The 16,798-nt window shown below is 62.4% G+C and carries 16 protein-coding genes and 1 tRNA gene; 9 read left to right on the forward strand and 8 right to left on the reverse strand.

Annotation, left to right across the window (positions count from 1 at the left end):
• The first annotated feature begins 25 nt into the window (after nt 1–25).
• Nucleotides 26–415 (forward strand): hypothetical protein, encoded by a 390-nt coding sequence (locus tag ACCQ08_RS09750; protein WP_373449654.1) that lies wholly within the window; start codon nt 26–28, stop codon nt 413–415.
• A gap of 1 nt (nt 416) precedes the next feature.
• On the opposite strand, the gene ACCQ08_RS09755 is transcribed toward ACCQ08_RS09750, so the two are convergent.
• The gene (locus tag ACCQ08_RS09755) at nt 417–1,688 is read right to left on the reverse strand and encodes an RsmB/NOP family class I SAM-dependent RNA methyltransferase (protein WP_373449655.1); all 1,272 of its coding nucleotides are present in this window, start codon (nt 1,686–1,688) and stop codon (nt 417–419) included.
• A 58-nt stretch (nt 1,689–1,746) separates the two neighbouring features.
• Nucleotides 1,747–3,705: a hypothetical protein gene (locus ACCQ08_RS09760; protein ID WP_373449656.1), complete on the reverse strand. Its 1,959-nt coding sequence runs from the start codon at nt 3,703–3,705 to the stop codon at nt 1,747–1,749.
• An 84-nt stretch (nt 3,706–3,789) separates the two neighbouring features.
• On the opposite strand from ACCQ08_RS09760, the gene ACCQ08_RS09765 reads away from it, so the two are divergent.
• A complete protein-coding gene (locus tag ACCQ08_RS09765) occupies nt 3,790–4,035 on the forward strand; it encodes a DUF1653 domain-containing protein (protein WP_312416204.1) in 246 nt (81 codons plus the stop codon).
• 16 nt (nt 4,036–4,051) lie between these two features.
• Here the strand turns inward: ACCQ08_RS09765 and purN are convergent, their stop codons facing one another.
• Nucleotides 4,052–4,633 (reverse strand): phosphoribosylglycinamide formyltransferase, encoded by a 582-nt coding sequence (gene purN / locus ACCQ08_RS09770; RefSeq protein WP_373449657.1) that lies wholly within the window; start codon nt 4,631–4,633, stop codon nt 4,052–4,054.
• A 120-nt stretch (nt 4,634–4,753) separates the two neighbouring features.
• On the opposite strand from purN, the gene ACCQ08_RS09775 reads away from it, so the two are divergent.
• A complete protein-coding gene (locus ACCQ08_RS09775; RefSeq protein ID WP_373449658.1) occupies nt 4,754–6,073 on the forward strand; it encodes a methyltransferase domain-containing protein in 1,320 nt (439 codons plus the stop codon).
• A gap of 82 nt (nt 6,074–6,155) precedes the next feature.
• Here the strand turns inward: ACCQ08_RS09775 and ACCQ08_RS09780 are convergent, their stop codons facing one another.
• Complete coding sequence (locus ACCQ08_RS09780) at nt 6,156–6,713, reverse strand: HNH endonuclease (protein WP_239810888.1); 558 nt, start codon at nt 6,711–6,713, stop codon at nt 6,156–6,158.
• A gap of 202 nt (nt 6,714–6,915) precedes the next feature.
• On the opposite strand from ACCQ08_RS09780, the gene ACCQ08_RS09785 reads away from it, so the two are divergent.
• The 6 genes from ACCQ08_RS09785 to ACCQ08_RS09810 all read left to right on the forward strand — a co-directional run bounded on the left by ACCQ08_RS09785 (nt 6,916) and on the right by ACCQ08_RS09810 (nt 14,310).
• Entirely contained in the window at nt 6,916–7,956 is a 1,041-nt protein-coding gene (locus tag ACCQ08_RS09785) for a bifunctional riboflavin kinase/FAD synthetase (protein ID WP_373449659.1), read from the forward strand.
• Between the two features lie 150 nt (nt 7,957–8,106).
• Nucleotides 8,107–10,962, forward strand: a complete 2,856-nt coding sequence (gene ileS, locus ACCQ08_RS09790) for an isoleucine--tRNA ligase (RefSeq protein ID WP_373449660.1) — start codon at nt 8,107–8,109, stop codon at nt 10,960–10,962.
• Nucleotides 10,962–11,480: a signal peptidase II gene (lspA, locus tag ACCQ08_RS09795; protein WP_239810885.1), complete on the forward strand. Its 519-nt coding sequence runs from the start codon at nt 10,962–10,964 to the stop codon at nt 11,478–11,480. The genes ileS and lspA overlap by 1 nt, the downstream gene beginning before the upstream one ends.
• Before the next feature lie 199 nt (nt 11,481–11,679).
• Nucleotides 11,680–13,338 (forward strand): Na/Pi cotransporter family protein, encoded by a 1,659-nt coding sequence (locus ACCQ08_RS09800; protein ID WP_239810884.1) that lies wholly within the window; start codon nt 11,680–11,682, stop codon nt 13,336–13,338.
• Nucleotides 13,339–13,540: 202 nt separating this feature from the next.
• Nucleotides 13,541–13,630: transfer RNA gene (locus ACCQ08_RS09805), tRNA-Ser, on the forward strand.
• Between the two features lie 71 nt (nt 13,631–13,701).
• Nucleotides 13,702–14,310 (forward strand): hypothetical protein, encoded by a 609-nt coding sequence (locus ACCQ08_RS09810; RefSeq protein WP_373449661.1) that lies wholly within the window; start codon nt 13,702–13,704, stop codon nt 14,308–14,310.
• A 19-nt stretch (nt 14,311–14,329) separates the two neighbouring features.
• On the opposite strand, the gene ACCQ08_RS09815 is transcribed toward ACCQ08_RS09810, so the two are convergent.
• The 4 genes from ACCQ08_RS09815 to ACCQ08_RS09830 all read right to left on the reverse strand — a co-directional run bounded on the left by ACCQ08_RS09815 (nt 14,330) and on the right by ACCQ08_RS09830 (nt 16,797).
• Nucleotides 14,330–15,397 carry a tyrosine-type recombinase/integrase gene (locus ACCQ08_RS09815; protein WP_373449662.1) on the reverse strand — a complete coding sequence of 356 codons (1,068 nt, stop codon included), beginning with the start codon at nt 15,395–15,397 and terminating at the stop codon, nt 14,330–14,332.
• A gap of 3 nt (nt 15,398–15,400) precedes the next feature.
• Nucleotides 15,401–15,679, reverse strand: a complete 279-nt coding sequence (locus tag ACCQ08_RS09820; protein ID WP_373449663.1) for a DUF4224 domain-containing protein — start codon at nt 15,677–15,679, stop codon at nt 15,401–15,403.
• A 93-nt stretch (nt 15,680–15,772) separates the two neighbouring features.
• Nucleotides 15,773–16,255 carry a hypothetical protein gene (locus ACCQ08_RS09825; protein ID WP_373449664.1) on the reverse strand — a complete coding sequence of 161 codons (483 nt, stop codon included), beginning with the start codon at nt 16,253–16,255 and terminating at the stop codon, nt 15,773–15,775.
• Nucleotides 16,252–16,797, reverse strand: a complete 546-nt coding sequence (locus tag ACCQ08_RS09830) for a DUF4406 domain-containing protein (RefSeq protein ID WP_373449665.1) — start codon at nt 16,795–16,797, stop codon at nt 16,252–16,254. The genes ACCQ08_RS09825 and ACCQ08_RS09830 overlap by 4 nt, the downstream gene beginning before the upstream one ends.
• Between the last annotated feature and the right edge of the window lies 1 nt (nt 16,798).

Consider the following 16,798-nt stretch of genomic DNA (forward strand, 5'->3'; position numbering starts at 1 on the left):
CTGAAACGCCCAGGAAAGCGCAACAATGACCACCAGCACCACCGCCCGCCTCGCCACGGCCCTGCCTGGCACCGCCACCACCCCGGCCCAGACCAGCGCCCCGGCACAGCCCTGCACGCACAGCAGCAGCCTGGCCTTGCGGGCGGGCCAGGGCCAATGGCTGTATCTGGAGGCCGGCAGTAGCCTGTACTGCCGCGCCGGGCAGCTGACCATCAGCTCGCCCTGGCACAGCGCACTGCGCTTGCAGGCGGAAGACGCCCCGCACTGCAATGGCGCACATGCGGGCTGGTACTGGCTGCAGGCAGAAGGCCTGCAGCCCGCCCAATTGCAGGTGCAGGTCCAGGCCTATGCGGGCTGGCGCGCCGGTTGGCGCAGTGTGGCCGGCTGGCTGGGCCTGCTGGGCTGGAAGGACTGACTTACTTGCGTTGCCAGACGGCGGCAAAGAAACCATCGGTCTGGTGCAGATGGGGCCACAAGCGCAGGTACAGGCTGCCGCTGTCGCCGCCGCTGCACAGGCTGGCGGCTTGCTCGACCTTCAGGCCTGCCAGCAGTTCGCCGGCATCGAGCGGCACAAAGTCCGGGTGCGCGGCAGCAAAGGCCTCGGCGATCGCCTCGTTCTCAGCGGGCAGGATGCTGCAGGTGGCATAGACCAGGCGGCCGCCGGATTTCACCATGCGGGCGCTGCTGGCCAGAATGGCGGTCTGCTTGGCCGTCAGCTCCTCGATCGCCTTGGGGCTCTGACGCCATTTCAGATCGGGATTGCGGCGCAGGGTACCCAGACCCGAGCAGGGGGCATCGACCAGCACGCGGTCCATCTTGCCGGCCAGGCGCTTGACCCGCTCATCGCGCTCATGCGCAATCGCAGCCGGATGCACGTTGGACAGGCCCGAGCGGGCCAGGCGCGGTTTGAGCGCCTCCAGGCGGTGGGCCGACACATCAAAGGCATAGAGACGCCCGGTGCTGCGCATCGTGGCGCCAATGGCCAGGGTCTTGCCGCCAGCGCCGGCGCAGAAGTCGGTCACCATCTCGCCGCGCTTGGCATCCAGCAACAAGGCCAGCAGCTGCGAGCCCTCGTCCTGCACTTCAACACGGCCTTTGACAAAGGCGTCCAGGCGCGACAGCGCAGGCTTGTCCGCCACGCGCAGGCCCCAGGGCGAGTACGGGGTGGGCTCGGCCTGGATGCCCGCCTGCTTGAGTTCTTTTTGCAGCTCGCTGCGCTTGGTCAGCAAGGCATTGGCGCGCAGATCCAGCGGTGCCATCTCCAGCATGCTGGCGGCCAGCTGCTCGAACTGCTCACCCACCTGGGCCTGCAAAGGCTCCACCAGCCACTCGGGCAGGTTGTGGCGGTGCTGGGGCATGAGGCTGTCGGGCGCAATCGCGTCGCAGTCATCCAGCCATTGCACTTCCTGGTCGCTGAGCGCGCTTTTGACAAAGCTGCGCGGGCCGGCAAAGCCCAGAATGGCCAGGCGGCGCTCGCGCGCGCCGCTGCCCGAGCGTGCCAACGATTCAAACAGCGTTTTCTTGCGCAGCACGGTGTAAACCGTTTCTGCCAGGGTGCTACGCTCGCGCGGCCCCAGGTTGCGGTGTTCACGGAAATAACGCGACACCACGGCGTCGGCCGGGTGTTCAAAAGTAAGGGCCTGCGCAACCAGCTCGGCGCAGGCATCTAAAAGGGCTTTGGGATGCATAGCCGCTATTGTCCCATTGCGCCAGTATCCGGGCACCAGGCCCGGCTTAGAAGCTGTTCTAGGTGCCGATGGGGGCAGCACCGCTGCGCGCGCCAGCGGGCTGCTCCGCACGGTCATGGACCAGGCCCCAGGGCATGGCCGCCAGCTGCCGCAGGCCTGTAGGACCCAGCGCATCGACATGGGTGATCCACAGCGGCATCAGCTTGCACAGCAGCAGCTCGCGCTCCAGGTAGCCGCGCCACTGCAGCTCCAGGCGCTTGTTGTCCTGGTAGTGCACGCCGGGCCGGTCGAGTACCAGCACCAGCGCATAGGCGCCTGCCAGGCTGCGCAGCGGCCGTGCCAGCAGCCAGGCGCGGCGCAAGCGCGGGCAGTGGTGCAGGTGGATCTGCAGCGCAGCCAGCTCGCTGACCCACAGCGGATGCGGCAGCGTGGTGCAGGCGCGCGCGCCCAGCAGGCTGCCGTGTGCCAGCCGCTCATCGCGCAAGGCCTGTAGCTGCGTGCGGGCGAGCACCTCGCGCTCGCGCCAGTCGCTGCGCAGCTGGCGCACCGAGGCCTCGTCAAAATCCTCGTCTTCGAGCACATCGAGCACGCCCATGGCCAGCCGGCACCAGGCCGCGCCCATGGCCGGCAGCTGTGCAAAGGCCTGTGCCAGGTACTGCAGTTGTGCCTCCCAGTCCATGCCCATGTGCAGGCTGGCGCAGGCGGCCAGCGCGCGGGCATTTGCAGGCTCCAGCTCCAGCGCGCGCTGGTAGATGGGCAAGGGGGCATCGTGGTGCTGCAAGGCCGTGCTCTGCAGTTGCCAGCCCAGCTCCACCAGCTGGTCGGCATCGAGGTAGGGCTCGCGTGGCATCAGCGCAGCCACGCGTGCGGCCGAAGCGCTCAGGATCTTGCGGTAGGCCAGCCAGTCATGACCATGGCGTACACACCAGCGCTGGTCGAGCAGCTCGATCCAGCGCTCCGAGCGCTTGCCCAGCCAGGCCAGGCAGTTGCTGCTGGACATCGGCGTGAGGCCGGGAGGCACATCGAGGCCCCGCAGCCGCTCGCGCAGGCTGGGGGGCGTGTCCTGGTAGCCGGCGGGCGCATGGTATTCCTGTTTCCAGCCCTGGTAGACCCAGTTGACATCCATGCGGTGGTTCATCACGCCCGCCATCAGGCTGAACGGCCCCATCGGCGAGGCCAGTTCGCGGGCGCGCAGCCAGTGCATGGTCCAGAACTGCTCGCGGAACCAGCGCCCGCGCACCGCCACTTCGGACAGCGCCTCGCCCAGCGGTTTGCTGACCCAGCGGGCCGCCATGCGGTCGGCCACTGCCTCGTCCTGCCGCGCCACGACAAAGCTGGCCGCCCACCAACGCGGCAGATACCAGCGCATGAAGCGTTCATTGGCCCAGCCCAGCCGCGTCATCTGGCGCGCATCGGCCAGCCGGTCATGCAGGCCTTGCAGGCGGCGGCGGGCGCGGTAGACCGCCGCCTGCAGCCAGCCCTGGCGGCGGCGCAAATGGCTGTATTCCTGCGCAATCATCGCCACCAGACGGGGCCGGTCAATCGCCATCGCCAGCGGCAGGCCCAGCAGCAGGTGGTAGCGTGCCGGCAGCAGCCCGCCCAGCCGCATCTGCTGCGCTATGCGCAGGCCGTAGTCCTCGGTGATCACCAACTGGGAAATGTGCGGGCCGCGCACCTTCTGGCGGATGCGTTCCAGCGCCTCAAACAAGCGTGGGCATTCGGCAGCGGGCACGGCGATGCCCTCGGGGTCGACCCAGTCGGAACGGGTCAGGCGCAGCACACTGATCAGCAGCGCCACACCCGCGAAAAAACCAAAGATCTGCAGGCCGTAAAAGCCCTGGTAGACATAGGACAGTACTGACCAGGCCAGCAAGGCCAGGCCCAGCAGCAGACCGCCCCACACCCACAGTCCTGCCAGCAAGGCCATGCCCAGGACATGGCGGTCAAATCTGGCCGGGTCGTTCGCAGCGGCCTGCACATAGGCATCGACCCGCTGCACAAAATCGATCTGCTCCACCCCACCCTCCGAATAAGTTCTTGCCCAGCGATGCCATTCGGTCTGCTAGGCTTGTTTATTTTTCGGATTATGGAACAGCACCCTATGCCAGCACCAGCTATTTCGCCCGGGCTCTACCGCCACTACAAGGGCCGGCTCTACCAGGTCTGGCAACTGGCGCAGCACAGCGAGACACGCGAATGGCTGGTGGTCTACCAAGCCCTATATGGCGATTACGGCTGGTGGGTGCGGCCGGCGGCCATGTTCAGCGAGGACGTGGAAGTCAACGGCCAGCGCCAGCCCCGGTTTGCAGCTTATACGCCACACACCGAAACGCCTGACCAGGTTTGACAAAGCGGGTTCGTGCTCAGCGCGCCTGCAGCAGCGCGCGCACGGCCTTGGGGTAGATCTGGTGCTCCTGCACCAGCACCCGTGCAGCCAGCAGCTCGGCCGTGTCACCCGGCAGCACGGGCACCAGGCCCTGCTCCAGAATGGGGCCGGCATCCAGATCGGCGGTGACCTGGTGCACCGAGCAACCGGCAAATTTGCAACCCGCATCAATCGCGCGCTGGTGGGTGTGCAGTCCGGCAAAGGCCGGCAACAGCGAGGGGTGGATATTGATGAGCCGGCCGCTGTAGTGCGCGACAAAGCCAGGGGTCAGAATGCGCATGAACCCGGCCAGCACCACCAGCGAAGGCGCGTGGGCGTCGATGCACTGCACCAGTGCCGCGTCAAAGCTCTGGCGGCTGTCATAGGCCTGGTGGTCCACCACGGCGGTGGCAATGCCCTGCGCCTGGGCAAACTGCAGGCCGCCGGCCTGGGCCTTGTTGCTGATGACCGCCGCCACCCTCGCTCCCAAGGTCTCCTGCCAGCGCTCTTGCTGCGCGGTTCGCACGATGGCCGCCATGTTGGAGCCGCTGCCGGAGATCAGGATGACGATGTTTTTCATGGAGGCGGCATTATCGCAGGGCGCAGAACGTCCCGAAACACGTTGCACCGTCAAATGGCGGATAATCAAAGGCTTTACTGAATTCACAGCCACGTTTACGGGCTCGCCCGCAGTTACTCCATGAGCGCAAAAGCACCTGTCGATCCGATTCGCAAATTCCTCGAAACCGCCCGCCACCAGATTGCTGTGGGCAACCTCACGGGTGCAGCCCAAACCCTCAACGATGCGCGGCAGCGTTCACCACGCGATGCGCGTCTGTTCATGCTGGCTGGCCTGATGGCCGAGAAGTCGGGCAACCTCCCAGGCGCATTCGATGCGATGCGGCGCAGCGAGACGCTGGCTCCTGACTGGGCGCCCGGCATTCTCGAGCAGGCGCTGCTGTATGCCCGCCACAACCGCGAGCACGAGGCCATGGCCGCGGCAGAGCGGGTGATTGCGCTGGAGCCCAATAATGCCCGCGTGATTGCCGGCGTCATCGATATCGCCCACCGCGTGGGCAATACCGAAATGGCTATCCGCCACCTGCGCCGCGTGCTGGAACTGACCCCTGAGGACCGCATCCTGCGCCGCTATCTGGCCATCGATCTGGGGGCCGTGCGCCAGTACGACGAGGCATTGGCGGTGTTTGGTCCGCTGATCGATGAAAAGCCGGACGACCATCTGGCACGCATCGGCCGTGTGCAGATGCTGCAAGCGCGGGGCACCATGCAAGAGGCCTTGCCCGATACCGAAGCCTTGCTCGCCCTGCAGCCTGACGACAAGGTCTACCAGTACTACCACCAGCTGGCCCAGGGCCAGGTGCCCGCACATGTGCCGGTCGAGCTGACCACCCACATGTTCGATGACATGGCTTCGGTCTATGACATGCACATGGTGCGCCACCTGGCCTACAGCCTGCCCAAGCAGGTGGCTGACCAGCTGCTGCAGATCTACCCGAACCGCCGCTTCAACCTGCTGGACCTGGGCTGCGGGACCGGCCTGCTGGGTGCGTCGCTGGGCGCCATTGATGGCTACATCATGGGCGTCGATATGTCGGGCAAGATGCTCGAGCAAGCGGCCAAGCACAAGGTCTACTACAAGTTCCACCAGGTCAACCTGCTCGAGGCGCTGGCTGCCACACCGGCGAACACCTTCGAGGCCATCACTGCGCTGGACGTGCTGATCTATGTCGGCGACCTGCAGCAGACCCTGGCCGATGCCTACCGGGTGCTGACCCCTGGCGGCGTGCTGATCTTCTCCTGCGAGCACGGCGACGTCACCGGGCCCGATACCCAGCTGCAGCCGTTCGGCCGCTACACCCACACCCTGAGCAGCACCGTGCGCCTGGCCAAGGCGGCCGGCTTTGACCGTGTTGACACCCGCGACGTCGAACTGCGCATGGAAGCGGGCCAGGTCGTGGACGGCTTTGTGGTCACCGCCTACAAGCCCCAGGAAGCCTGATAGCCGCCTCCTGAAAGCTCGCCCAAAGAAAAAGGCCTTGTCGCACGACAAGGCCTTTTTACTGGGATGGCAAGAAGTGCCATCAAGCTGTCAACCTCGAACTCTTGGGCACATGGGCCATCAGAAACTCCATCTGGTCCGTCAGAATGCGCCGGTTGCGCAGGATGAAATCCTCCCAGAGGCTGGGCGTGTAAGGCGCATAGAGCAGCGGCATATGCGCCTGCTCGGGCGTGCGGCCAGCCTTGTGGTGGTTGCAGGAGGCGCAGGCCGTCACCACATTCATCCAGGTATCGGGCCCCTTCTGGGACACCGGGATCACGTGCTCACGCGTCAGATGTTCTTCGTCGAAATGCTCGCCGCAGTAGGCGCAGATATGGCGGTCCCGGCCAAACAGCTTGCTGTTGGTGAGCGTCATGCGCATCGCAAAGGGGTCAATGCCGGGCTTGCCACGTGTGCCGATGATGCTGGCGACCTCGATGCGCGACTGCAGGCCGGTGATGGCGTTGTGGCCGCCACGGAAGCAGGCCACACTCGAGCCCGCCTCCCAGCGCACATCGCCTGCTGCGTAGTGCGTCACCGCCTCCTGCAGACTGATCCAGGATTGCGGAACGCCACTTGCCGATAACTTCAACACCTTCACAATGGGCCTCCTGCGCATTGGGAATTGAACCGAAATACCGTTGACCCGCGCGGCGCCTGGCCACGAAAAATACCACTGCCCACGCACATGCCGCACGCAGACCCGGGCACCAAGTCATAATGACCAATATACACTTTTATCGTGAAATTGCACACCAGCGCTCGGATCGAAAGCGCAAGCCGCTACAAAAAACAAAGCAAAGATGAAGATCTTCAGAGGACTTGACCACCCCGAGGTCACCAGGCATTGCGCGCTGACCATCGGCAATTTTGATGGGGTGCACCGGGGCCACCAGGCCATGCTGGCGCTGCTGCGCAGCGAAGCGCAGCGCCGGGGTCTGGCCAGTTGCGCACTCACCTTCGAGCCCCATCCGCGCGACTATTTTGCCCAGCTGCTGCACAAGCCCGATCTGGCGCCCGCCCGCATCTCCACGTTGCGCGACAAGCTCGACCAGCTGGCCCAGTGCGGCATCGACCAGACGATTGTGCTGCCCTTCAACGCACGCCTGGCGGCACAGGCCCCGCAGGCCTTCATCGACGATGTGCTGCTCCAGGGGCTGGGCACGGGCTACCTGCTGGTGGGCGACGACTTCCGTTTCGGCCACCAGCGCGCGGGCGACTACGCCAAGCTGGTCGACGCCGGCCGCAAGCAGGGCTTCGATGTGGCAAGAATGAACAGCTACGAATCCGATGGCCTGCGCGTGTCCAGCACGGCGGTGCGGCATGCGCTCAGCCAGGGCGACATGCAGGCGGCGGCCAAGTTGCTGGGCTACCCCTATGCGATATCCGGCCATGTGGTGCATGGCCGCAAGCTCGGCCGCCAATTGGCCGAAAGCCGCGCGGGCGCAGGCGATGGCTTTCGCACGTTGAACCTGCGTTTTGACCACTGGAAACCGGCGGCCAGCGGCATTTTTGTCGTGCTGGTGCACGGCCTGTCGGCAGAGCCGCTGCCCGGCGTGGCCAATCTGGGCGTGCGCCCCTCGCTGGACCCGAACGACGTCAACGGTGGCCGCGTGCTGCTGGAGACCCATTGCCTGCAATGGCCCGCCGAACTGGGTGGTGACGGGGCATACGGTAAAATCATCCGAGTGGAACTCCTACACAAACTGCACGACGAGCTCAAATACGACAGTCTGGAAGCCCTGACCACAGGGATTGCCAAAGACTGCGCGGATGCCCGTGCCTTCTTTCATACGGCCAGCCACGCCGAAACCCGTCGCCAGACCACGCGCGACCGAATTTGACGCTGACCTGACTGCGCCGTGCCGCGCAGAAGTCAGCCGTCGCCTGCACGCCCGTGCACGTCAGACAACGCTTCTGCGCTATACATTTTTCCACTGACCGGCATGATCACCCCGCCCGGATCAGGACCATGTTTTGCTTTGAAGGTATTTATGTCCGACAAATCGTCTCCCGCAGAAAAGGCCTCTGCGTACCGCGCCACCTTGAACATGCCCGACACCCCGTTTCCGATGCGGGGCGATCTGCCCAAGCGCGAACCGGCCTGGGTGCAGGAATGGGAGGACAAGGGTATCTACAAGCGTCTGCGTGCTGCCCGCAGCGGCGCGCCCAAATTCATCCTGCACGATGGCCCGCCCTACGCCAACGGCAAGATCCACATCGGCCACGCCGTCAACAAGATCTTGAAGGACATGATCGTCAAGAGCCGCCAGCTGGAAGGCTATGACGCGCTGTATGCGCCGGGCTGGGACTGTCACGGCCTGCCGATCGAGAACGCGATCGAAAAGCTCCATGGCCGCAACCTGCCCCGCGATGAGATGCAGGCCAAGAGCCGCGCCTTTGCCACCGAGCAGATCGGCCAGCAGATGGCGGATTTCAAGCGCCTGGGCGTGCTGGGCGACTGGGACCACCCCTACAAGACCATGAACTATGCCAATGAGGCGGGCGAGCTGCGCGCACTCAAGAAGGTCATGGAGCGTGGCTTTGTCTACCGCGGTCTCAAGCCCGTCTACTGGTGCTTTGACTGCGCCTCGTCGCTGGCCGAGTTCGAGATCGAATACGCCGACAAGCAAAGCCAGACCCTGGATGTGATGTTCCCGGCGGCCGATCCGGCCAAGCTGGCGGCCGCCTTCGGCCTGGCCAAGCTGGACAAGCAAGCCTTCATCGTCATCTGGACGACCACCGCCTGGACCATCCCTGCCAACCAGGCCTTGAACGTCAACCCCGACCTGGAATACAGCCTGGTCGATACCGAGCGTGGCCTGCTGGTGCTGGCCAGCGCGCTGGTGGACAAGTGCATGGAGCGCTGGGGCATCGAAGGCAAGGTGATCGCATCGGCCCCCGGCAAGGTGCTGGACCACATGCCCTTCAAGCACCCGCTGGCCCATGTGGACAAGGGTTATGACCGCATCTCGCCCGTCTACCTGGCCGACTACGCCACAGCGGACGACGGTACCGGTATCGTGCACTCCGCGCCCGCCTACGGTCTGGATGACTTCAACTCCTGCGTCAGCAATGGCATGGACTACAAGGACATTCTCAACCCGGTGCAGGGCAACGGCGTCTATGCGCCCGAGCTGCCGCTGTTCGGTGGCCAGCATATCTGGAAGGCCGTGCCGGTCATCCTGGACGCGCTCAAGGTCGCCGGCCGTCTGATGGACACCAAGACCATCACCCACAGCTACCCGCATTGCTGGCGCCACAAGACGCCGGTGATCTACCGCGCCGCCGCCCAGTGGTTCATCCGCATGGACGAAGGCGAAGGCGTGTTCACCGACCCGGCCCAAAAGCCCGCCCAGACCCTGCGCCAGATCGCGCTGGATGCCATCGAGCACACCAGCTTCTACCCGGAAAACGGCCAGGAGCGCCTGCGCGCGATGATCGCCGGCCGGCCGGACTGGTGCATCTCGCGCCAGCGCAGCTGGGGTGTGCCCATCCCCTTCTTCCTGCATGTGGACACGGGCGCGCTGCACCCGCGCACGATGGAGATCTTGGACCAGGCGGTCGAGATCGTCGAAAAGGGCGGCATCGAAGCCTGGAGCCGCGTGACCAGCGAAGAGATCCTGGGCGCCGAAGAAGCCAAGCTCTACACCAAGAGCACCGACATCCTGGAAGTCTGGTTCGATTCGGGCTCGACCTTCTGGCATGTGCTGCGCGGCACCCACGCCGAGCACCACCACGACAGCGGCCCTGAGGCCGACCTGTACCTCGAAGGCCATGACCAGCACCGGGGCTGGTTCCACAGCTCCCTACTGCTGGCCTCGGCCATCTTTGGCCGCGCGCCCTACAAGGGGTTGCTGACCCACGGCTTCACCGTCGACGGCCAGGGCAAGAAGATGTCCAAATCGCTGGGCAACACCGTCGCGCCGCAGGATGTGAGCGGCAAGATGGGCGCCGAGATCATCCGCCTGTGGGTGGCTTCGACCGACTACTCGGGCGACCTGGGCATCGACGACAAGATCCTCGCCCGCGTGGTAGACGCCTACCGCCGCATCCGCAATACCCTGCGTTTTCTGATGGCCAACATCAGCGACTTCGACCTGGCCAAGGATGCGGTCGGCTACGACGACATGCTGGAGATCGACCGCTGGGCGCTGGCACGCTCGGCGCAGTTCCAGGCAGAGCTGCTGGCGCACTACAAGGTCTACGAGTTCCACCCGGTGGTGGCCAAACTGCAGCTGTTCTGCTCCGAGGACCTGGGCGGCTTCTACCTGGATGTCCTCAAGGACCGCCTCTACACCAGCGCCGAAGGCAGCCTGGCACGCCGCTCGGCCCAGACCGCGCTGCACCAGATCACCCAGGCGATGCTGCGCTGGATGGCGCCTTTCCTGTCCTTCACCGCCGAAGAGGCCTGGAAGATCGTCGGCAACAGCGAAACCATCTTCCTGGAGAAATTCTGCGACCTGCCCGCTGGCGACGAAGCCCTGCTGGCCAAGTGGGCCCGCATCCGCGAGATCCGCGATGTGGTCAACAAGGACATCGAAACCCTGCGGGCCGATGGCAAGGTGGGGGCATCGCTGCAGGCCGAGGTGGCCATCAGCGCCCAGCCTGAAGACCTGGCGCTGCTGCAGACCCTGGCCGACGACCTGAAGTTTGTACTGATCACCTCGGCCGCCACGGTGGCCGCCGGTGATGCGCTGAGCGTGGCCGTCAACCCATCGGACAAGGCCAAGTGCGAGCGCTGCTGGCACTACCGCGACGATGTGGGCCAGAACCCTGCCCACCCCACCTTGTGCGGCCGCTGCGACAGCAATCTTTATGGCGTGGGTGAAACCCGCCGGATGGCCTGATGAACGCCGCCGCCCCCGCTGCCGTGGGCAGCGCCGGCAAAGGCCGGTTTGTGCTGTGGCTGGTGATTGCTGCGGTGATCTTCTGGCTGGACCAGTGGAGCAAGGAATGGATCCTGGCCCACTACCAGCTGGGCGAATACACGACCATTACCGGCTTTTTCAACATCGTCCGGGCCCACAACCCTGGCGCGGCCTTCTCCTTCCTGGCCAGCGCCGGCGGCTGGCAGCGCTGGCTGTTCACTGGGATTGGGGTCGTCGTGACGGCGGTCATCGTCTGGCAGCTCTACCGCCATAGCCACAAAACCCTGTTCTGCCTGGCGCTCACCTGCATCATGGGCGGCGCCATCGGCAATGTGGTGGACCGCATGCGCCACGGCTATGTGGTCGACATGCTCGACTTCCACTGGATGGGCAGCCATTTCCCGGCCTTCAACCTGGCCGACTCGGCCATTTGCCTGGGCGCGTTTCTGCTGATCCTGGATGAGCTGCTGCGCATGCGCCGGGGCGAAAAAAGCTGATCAGGCAATTCAACGCCTCGATAGGCAACACGCAAACACCGCCCTCGCCCCGCGACGGCGGTGTTTTTTCGGTGGTCCACACGCCACCAGCGCAGCGCGGCCAGGGGCCAAACGCCGCTGGCCTGCATAAAAAGAGACACAATGGCATTCGCCCTACAGCGCGGCGCGCTTATCAGGGGTATAGTGTCCGGTTCGCCTTATGAAACACTTGCTCAATCTTCTTGCCGCCATTGCGCTGCTGGTTTGGGGCTCTCATATGGTGCGCACAGGGGTGCTGCGCGTCTTTGGCGCCAACCTTCGCAACCTGCTGGCGCGCAGTATGAGCAACCGTTTTACCGCGATGCTCTCGGGCATCGGGGTGACGGCCCTCGTCCAGTCCAGCAGTGCCACCTCCCTGATGACCGCCTCCTTCGTCGGCCAGGGCCTGATACCGCTTACGGCCGCGCTGTCGGTCATGCGTGGTGCCGACGTCGGCACCGCCTTGATGGCGGTACTGTTCTCGACCGACCTGTCCTGGTTGTCGCCGCTGCTGATCTTCTCCGGCGTCGTGCTGTTCATCTCCAAGCAGGATTCCACGCCCGGGCGCGTAGGCCGCGTCTTCATCGGTCTGGGCCTGATGCTGCTGGCGCTGCGCCTGATCGTCGAGGCCACCGAGCCGCTGCTCGCATCGGAGGCCGTGCGCACCTTGCTGGTCAGCGTCAAGAGCGACTTCTTCATGGAGCTGTTGCTGGGCGCCATCCTGGCCGTCATTGCCTACTCCAGCCTGGCCATCGTGCTGCTGATTGCGGCCATGGCCGCATCGGGCGCCATTACCGGCGACATGGCCTTGGGCCTGGTGCTGGGCGCCAACCTGGGCAGCGGTGTGCTGGCCGTGCTGCAAACGGCCAAATCCAGCATCGAAGTGCGCCAGGTCACCATCGGTAACCTCGTCTTCAAGATCATGGGCGTCGCCATCGTCGCGCCCTTCGTCGGTCTGTGGTCGACCTATGCGATGCCCTACATCAACGATGCGGGCCGCTCGGCGGTGCTGTTCCACCTGGCCTTCAACATCCTCAACACACTGGGCTTCATCTGGTTCACCGGCGTGATCGGCGACTGGATGCGCAAGCTGCTGCCCAAGGAAGAGGCGAACAAGGGCCCCCAGCGCCCGCGCCACCTCGATGCCTCTGCGCTGTCCACCCCGTCGCTGGCCATCTCCTGCGCCGCACGTGAAGCGCTGCACCAGGCCGATGTGGTCGAGTCGATGCTGATCGGCCTGCACAACGTGGTGCAGACCGACAACCAGCAGTTGTCACAGGACCTGCGCAAGCTCGACGATACGGTCGATGAGTTGTACTCGGCCATCAAGTACTACATGACCAAGATCTCGCGCGCCGAACTGGACGAACGCGAGAGCCAGCGCTGGACCGAAGTGATCAACTTCACCATCAACATGGAGCAGATCGGCGACATCATCGAGCGCGTGCTCACCGATGTGGAAAACAAGAAGATCAAGAAGCGCCGCCAGTTCAGCAAGCAGGGCATGGAAGAGATCAACGAGCTGCATTCGCACCTGCTGGACAACTTGCGCCTGGCGATGAGCGTGTTCCTCTCGGGCAATGTGCGTGATGCACAAAAGCTGCTGGAGGAAAAGGCGCGCTTCCGCGACCTGGAACTGGCCTACTCCGCCTCGCACCTGGAGCGCCTGTCGCACAACACCGTCCCCAGCATCGAGACCAGCTCGCTGCACATCGACCTGATCAGCGACCTCAAGCGCATCAACTCGCTGCTGTGCTCGGTCGCCTACCCGATCCTGGAAGCGGCCGGCGCATTGGCCCACAGCCGCCTCAAGGACGATCCCGAACCCGCCCGCCACTGAGGCGGCGGGCCGGAATTCGCATACAATCCCTGATGCTGCCAGGCGAGCACTCCGCCCAGCAGCCTCCAGGAAGTTTGGCAGAGTGGTCGATTGCACCGGTCTTGAAAGCCGGTGCAAGCCTTTTTAAGCTATTGATTAGCAATGTTTTTTTAGGATCATTTCCGCAACTGACGGAAATGATTTCCGCAACTGGTGTCAATTTGGAGGCGTGGCAGAGTGGTTTAATGCACGGGTCTTGAAAACCCGCGACGGTGTAAGCCGTCCGTGAGTTCGAATCTCACCGCCTCCGCCAATACATAGTAAAGAAGCGCCCTTGAGGCGCTTTTTTCAAAGTGTGATATTAAACAACTTGTTTTATTATCTATGGATATTTTAAAGCAAATTTATAAGACTAGTGTTGTAGTCTTAGGTCTGATACTCACACTTGTATCCATTCCCTCGGCGTGGGTAGCCATTTCAGCTCATTTTAAAACTTATCCAAATGATCCGTTATTCACGATATTTCCAGCATTTTTGAATTGGCTTGGCGGCTACTGGAATATACCGAGATGGATAGTAATAACATTAGCGTTGTTAGTAATTGCAAGATCAGCAAATCTAATGCTAGGTTGGCATAGAAATTTTAGAATAAAAAATACCACTCCTATTCCCCATGCACTTACTCTAAGTCAACTCTCTCGCAATGAGAAAATAATCCTTTACGGTTTTCTCGTTGCAATGGAAGCTCAAGGGTCATCCACAAATATAGAGCCTAAGGAGTTCGCCAATACTATTAATGAATCAGTGGCACAGATCGAAGCAGCATTTCTTCATTTGTACGATAAAGATTTAGTGATGATCATCCCAATTATCGTTAACAGTGGACGCAGATACTCCCTTACCTCAGAAGGCAAAAAATTTATAGCGGCCAACGAAGTAGAAATATCGGCTGAAGTTAATAGCTTTGATATGAACCCCAGCAAGGATTATTAATACTCAGTCCTAAACATCACTATTTTGTTGGCTTGACTGTTTCCCCCACTCTTCTATAAACTTTACGGGTTATTTCTTGTTTAGTATGACCTAGCAACTTGCTTGCATGGTCAAGGTCAGTTTCAGACGCAGCCTTAGGCCTGATATCACGAAATTGAAATTCGCCTATACGCTCGGCAAGTTCTAAGTCTCCATTATCCGCAGCCAAACCTGCTGCAGTGGATCGCGCTTCATCAAATCTAGTTCGCAATGTCCAGCGATTTAGTGCTGCACCCGCAGGAGTAGCTATCAGAGAAAGGCTCGTCACTTTGCGGGGCCGCTTCTTGATGCGCTCAATCACATTGCCCAACTCAGTTGGCACTCCCGCCACCTCCAGCAAGATGCGCAGCTTTTTGGTGGTTTTGTTCTGTGTGACTTCAAGAGCTCCATCGCGGATATCAGACATGCGCATTTTCAACACATCGGCTGGCCGCTGGCCGGTCAGATAGTTGATGTCCATTGCGTCCTGCAGCTCTTCCGGCGCCTGGGCGTATACCGCACTCCAAACATCTGATGCCGCGTAATAGGATCGGGGCGTTTCTTTGTTCTTGCGGACACCCTTGGCTGGGTTTTCCTTTTCGGTATAGCCCCATTCGCGCGCCATGTTCCACAGCGTAGAAAGCACTGATATTTCGCGGTTGGCACGCACTGCTGCCTTTTGACTACGCTTGTCCCGATAGATGGCGATGTGCTGCGGGCTGATGGCATCGACAGGCACATCATCAAAGACCTTCCGCAGCATATCGATGCTGCCACGGTAGTCCGCCTGGGTCTTGGGTGCCTTGGTTGGCAGTATTTCGCGCAGGTATCGATCAAACACGAAACGCATCAAACCGGTTTCAACTGGCGCGCTTCTGCATTCCAGTTCTGCCCATTTGCGCTTAGCCTCGTTAAGGTCGGGCCCGAGCGCAATTTCCACCCGGCGCCCGCTGGCGTCCTTGCCGTTGTAATAGAACGACTCCCACACTTTGCCGCTCTTGAGCGTGCGGGTACGGCGCAGCATTCGCGGCGGCAAATCTCGGTTGACAGTCTTTGGGCGCATCTGCATAGCTTAATCCAGCGCGGAAAAGTTGGGTTTTACAGCCGATTGCACCTTGGCCATGACTGGCTGCATTCCCATCTCCACCGGCTGCAATGTGATGTTGACTGCCTTCATGCCGGCCATGCGCAGCCGCGCGAACCATCTCCCAACTGTCGGACGGCCAGCACCTGACACGGTGTAAACCCAGCCGTTGTTGTCGAGCCATTCGCGCTGGGGTGCCGCCTGCTTGTAGCCCGTCACACGGGTTACTTCATCATCCGAGAGGAATTCAGAATCTTTTTCAGACACTTTTGACCTCGCAATCTTTCTCTTTTATAGGTTGTCTATTTGTTGGCACCGCTGATCTTCCCGAACGGGAACATTAAGCGGCCAGGCCATGCCCTAGGCCATTTCGTTCCCGTTCGGGAATTCCACTGGCCTGATTACATCGGCGCCCACAGTACCCGCCATCACATGCCGTGACAGCAGGCGCGCGCCAGGCTCAAACCGCCTTGCTAGGTCGCGGTAGTTGCAGAACAGATCAATGCTGATATCGGCGGCCAGCGACAGCTGGGCGCCCCAGCTGGAGTCCCAGCGGTGCCCGTCCACCGCCATTTCCACCACGGTGGCCAGCGCCTGGTGCAGGCCTGGCCGGTTGTCGCCGGCCACCGGAATGGCTCGCGCAATCTCCGCGCCCATCCCAAGCAGGTAAGCCAGGCGGGCAAGCAGCTCGGTTTGGTTTGACTGGTGATCGGCCTGCACGCAGTGCAGCCCAATGCTGGTGTATTCGGCCTCCATGTTCTTGCGCACCATCAGCGCCATCATCGGCGCCGCCTTGCGGTAGATGCCGCGCTTCATGGCGCGGCTGTGGTTGGGCACAGTCATGGCGCGTCTCCCGCATCAGAGGTGTAGATCCAGCCATCACCACCGCAACTGGGGCAATCATCCTTGCTGTCGTTCACGGTACCGAAGCCTTCGCATTCGTCACACTGCTGGGTGTTTGAACTTTCGCAGCGTGCTTCGTGGTCACCTTCGCAGGAAAAGAAAACGGGCGATCCCTCCACCACTGCCACGCGTGATCCCTGCGCCTGGGCTTCGGCAATTGCAGCATTTAGCCGTGCCATGCGCTCTGCCTCCGCTGGGCTATACATGCGCACCAATCCCAAATCGGTGGCAACACGGCTTTCCAGCCTTGCGCCTTTACTGCGGATCCATTCGGGCAGCAGGTAGATGGCCTCGCATTGCAGCAGCTGGGCCAGTGCTTGGCGCATGTACCCTGCCCAGCTTCCGCAGGCTGGCACGGGATTCTCGGCCGGGTTGAAAACTTCATGCCCCCGAGCCCGCAGCTCAGCGGCTGCGGCATTGAATGCGGGGTAGTTGAACTCAGGCAGGCCAGTCATTGGGCCGGCAATGTAGATTTTGGTCATA

This window comes from Comamonas sp. SY3, assembly GCF_041730275.1.
GTDB lineage: Bacteria > Pseudomonadota > Gammaproteobacteria > Burkholderiales > Burkholderiaceae_C > Comamonas > Comamonas sediminis.

Bases quoted from the DNA above. Each gene is read 5' to 3' on its own strand.
- ACCQ08_RS09830 (WP_373449665.1), bottom strand. From the start codon at position 16,797: ATGACCAAAATCTACATTGCCGGCCCAATGACTGGCCTGCCTGAGTTC.
- ACCQ08_RS09825 (WP_373449664.1), bottom strand. From the start codon at position 16,255: ATGACTGTGCCCAACCACAGCCGCGCCATGAAGCGCGGCATCTACCGC.
- ACCQ08_RS09800 (WP_239810884.1), top strand. From the start codon at position 11,680: ATGAAACACTTGCTCAATCTTCTTGCCGCCATTGCGCTGCTGGTTTGG.
- ACCQ08_RS09765 (WP_312416204.1), top strand. From the start codon at position 3,790: ATGCCAGCACCAGCTATTTCGCCCGGGCTCTACCGCCACTACAAGGGC.
- ileS (WP_373449660.1), top strand. From the start codon at position 8,107: ATGTCCGACAAATCGTCTCCCGCAGAAAAGGCCTCTGCGTACCGCGCC.
- ACCQ08_RS09815 (WP_373449662.1), bottom strand. From the start codon at position 15,397: ATGCAGATGCGCCCAAAGACTGTCAACCGAGATTTGCCGCCGCGAATG.
- ACCQ08_RS09810 (WP_373449661.1), top strand. From the start codon at position 13,702: ATGGATATTTTAAAGCAAATTTATAAGACTAGTGTTGTAGTCTTAGGT.
- ACCQ08_RS09755 (WP_373449655.1), bottom strand. From the start codon at position 1,688: ATGCATCCCAAAGCCCTTTTAGATGCCTGCGCCGAGCTGGTTGCGCAG.
- purN (WP_373449657.1), bottom strand. From the start codon at position 4,633: ATGAAAAACATCGTCATCCTGATCTCCGGCAGCGGCTCCAACATGGCG.
- lspA (WP_239810885.1), top strand. From the start codon at position 10,962: ATGAACGCCGCCGCCCCCGCTGCCGTGGGCAGCGCCGGCAAAGGCCGG.
- ACCQ08_RS09785 (WP_373449659.1), top strand. From the start codon at position 6,916: ATGAAGATCTTCAGAGGACTTGACCACCCCGAGGTCACCAGGCATTGC.
- ACCQ08_RS09750 (WP_373449654.1), top strand. From the start codon at position 26: ATGACCACCAGCACCACCGCCCGCCTCGCCACGGCCCTGCCTGGCACC.
- ACCQ08_RS09775 (WP_373449658.1), top strand. From the start codon at position 4,754: ATGAGCGCAAAAGCACCTGTCGATCCGATTCGCAAATTCCTCGAAACC.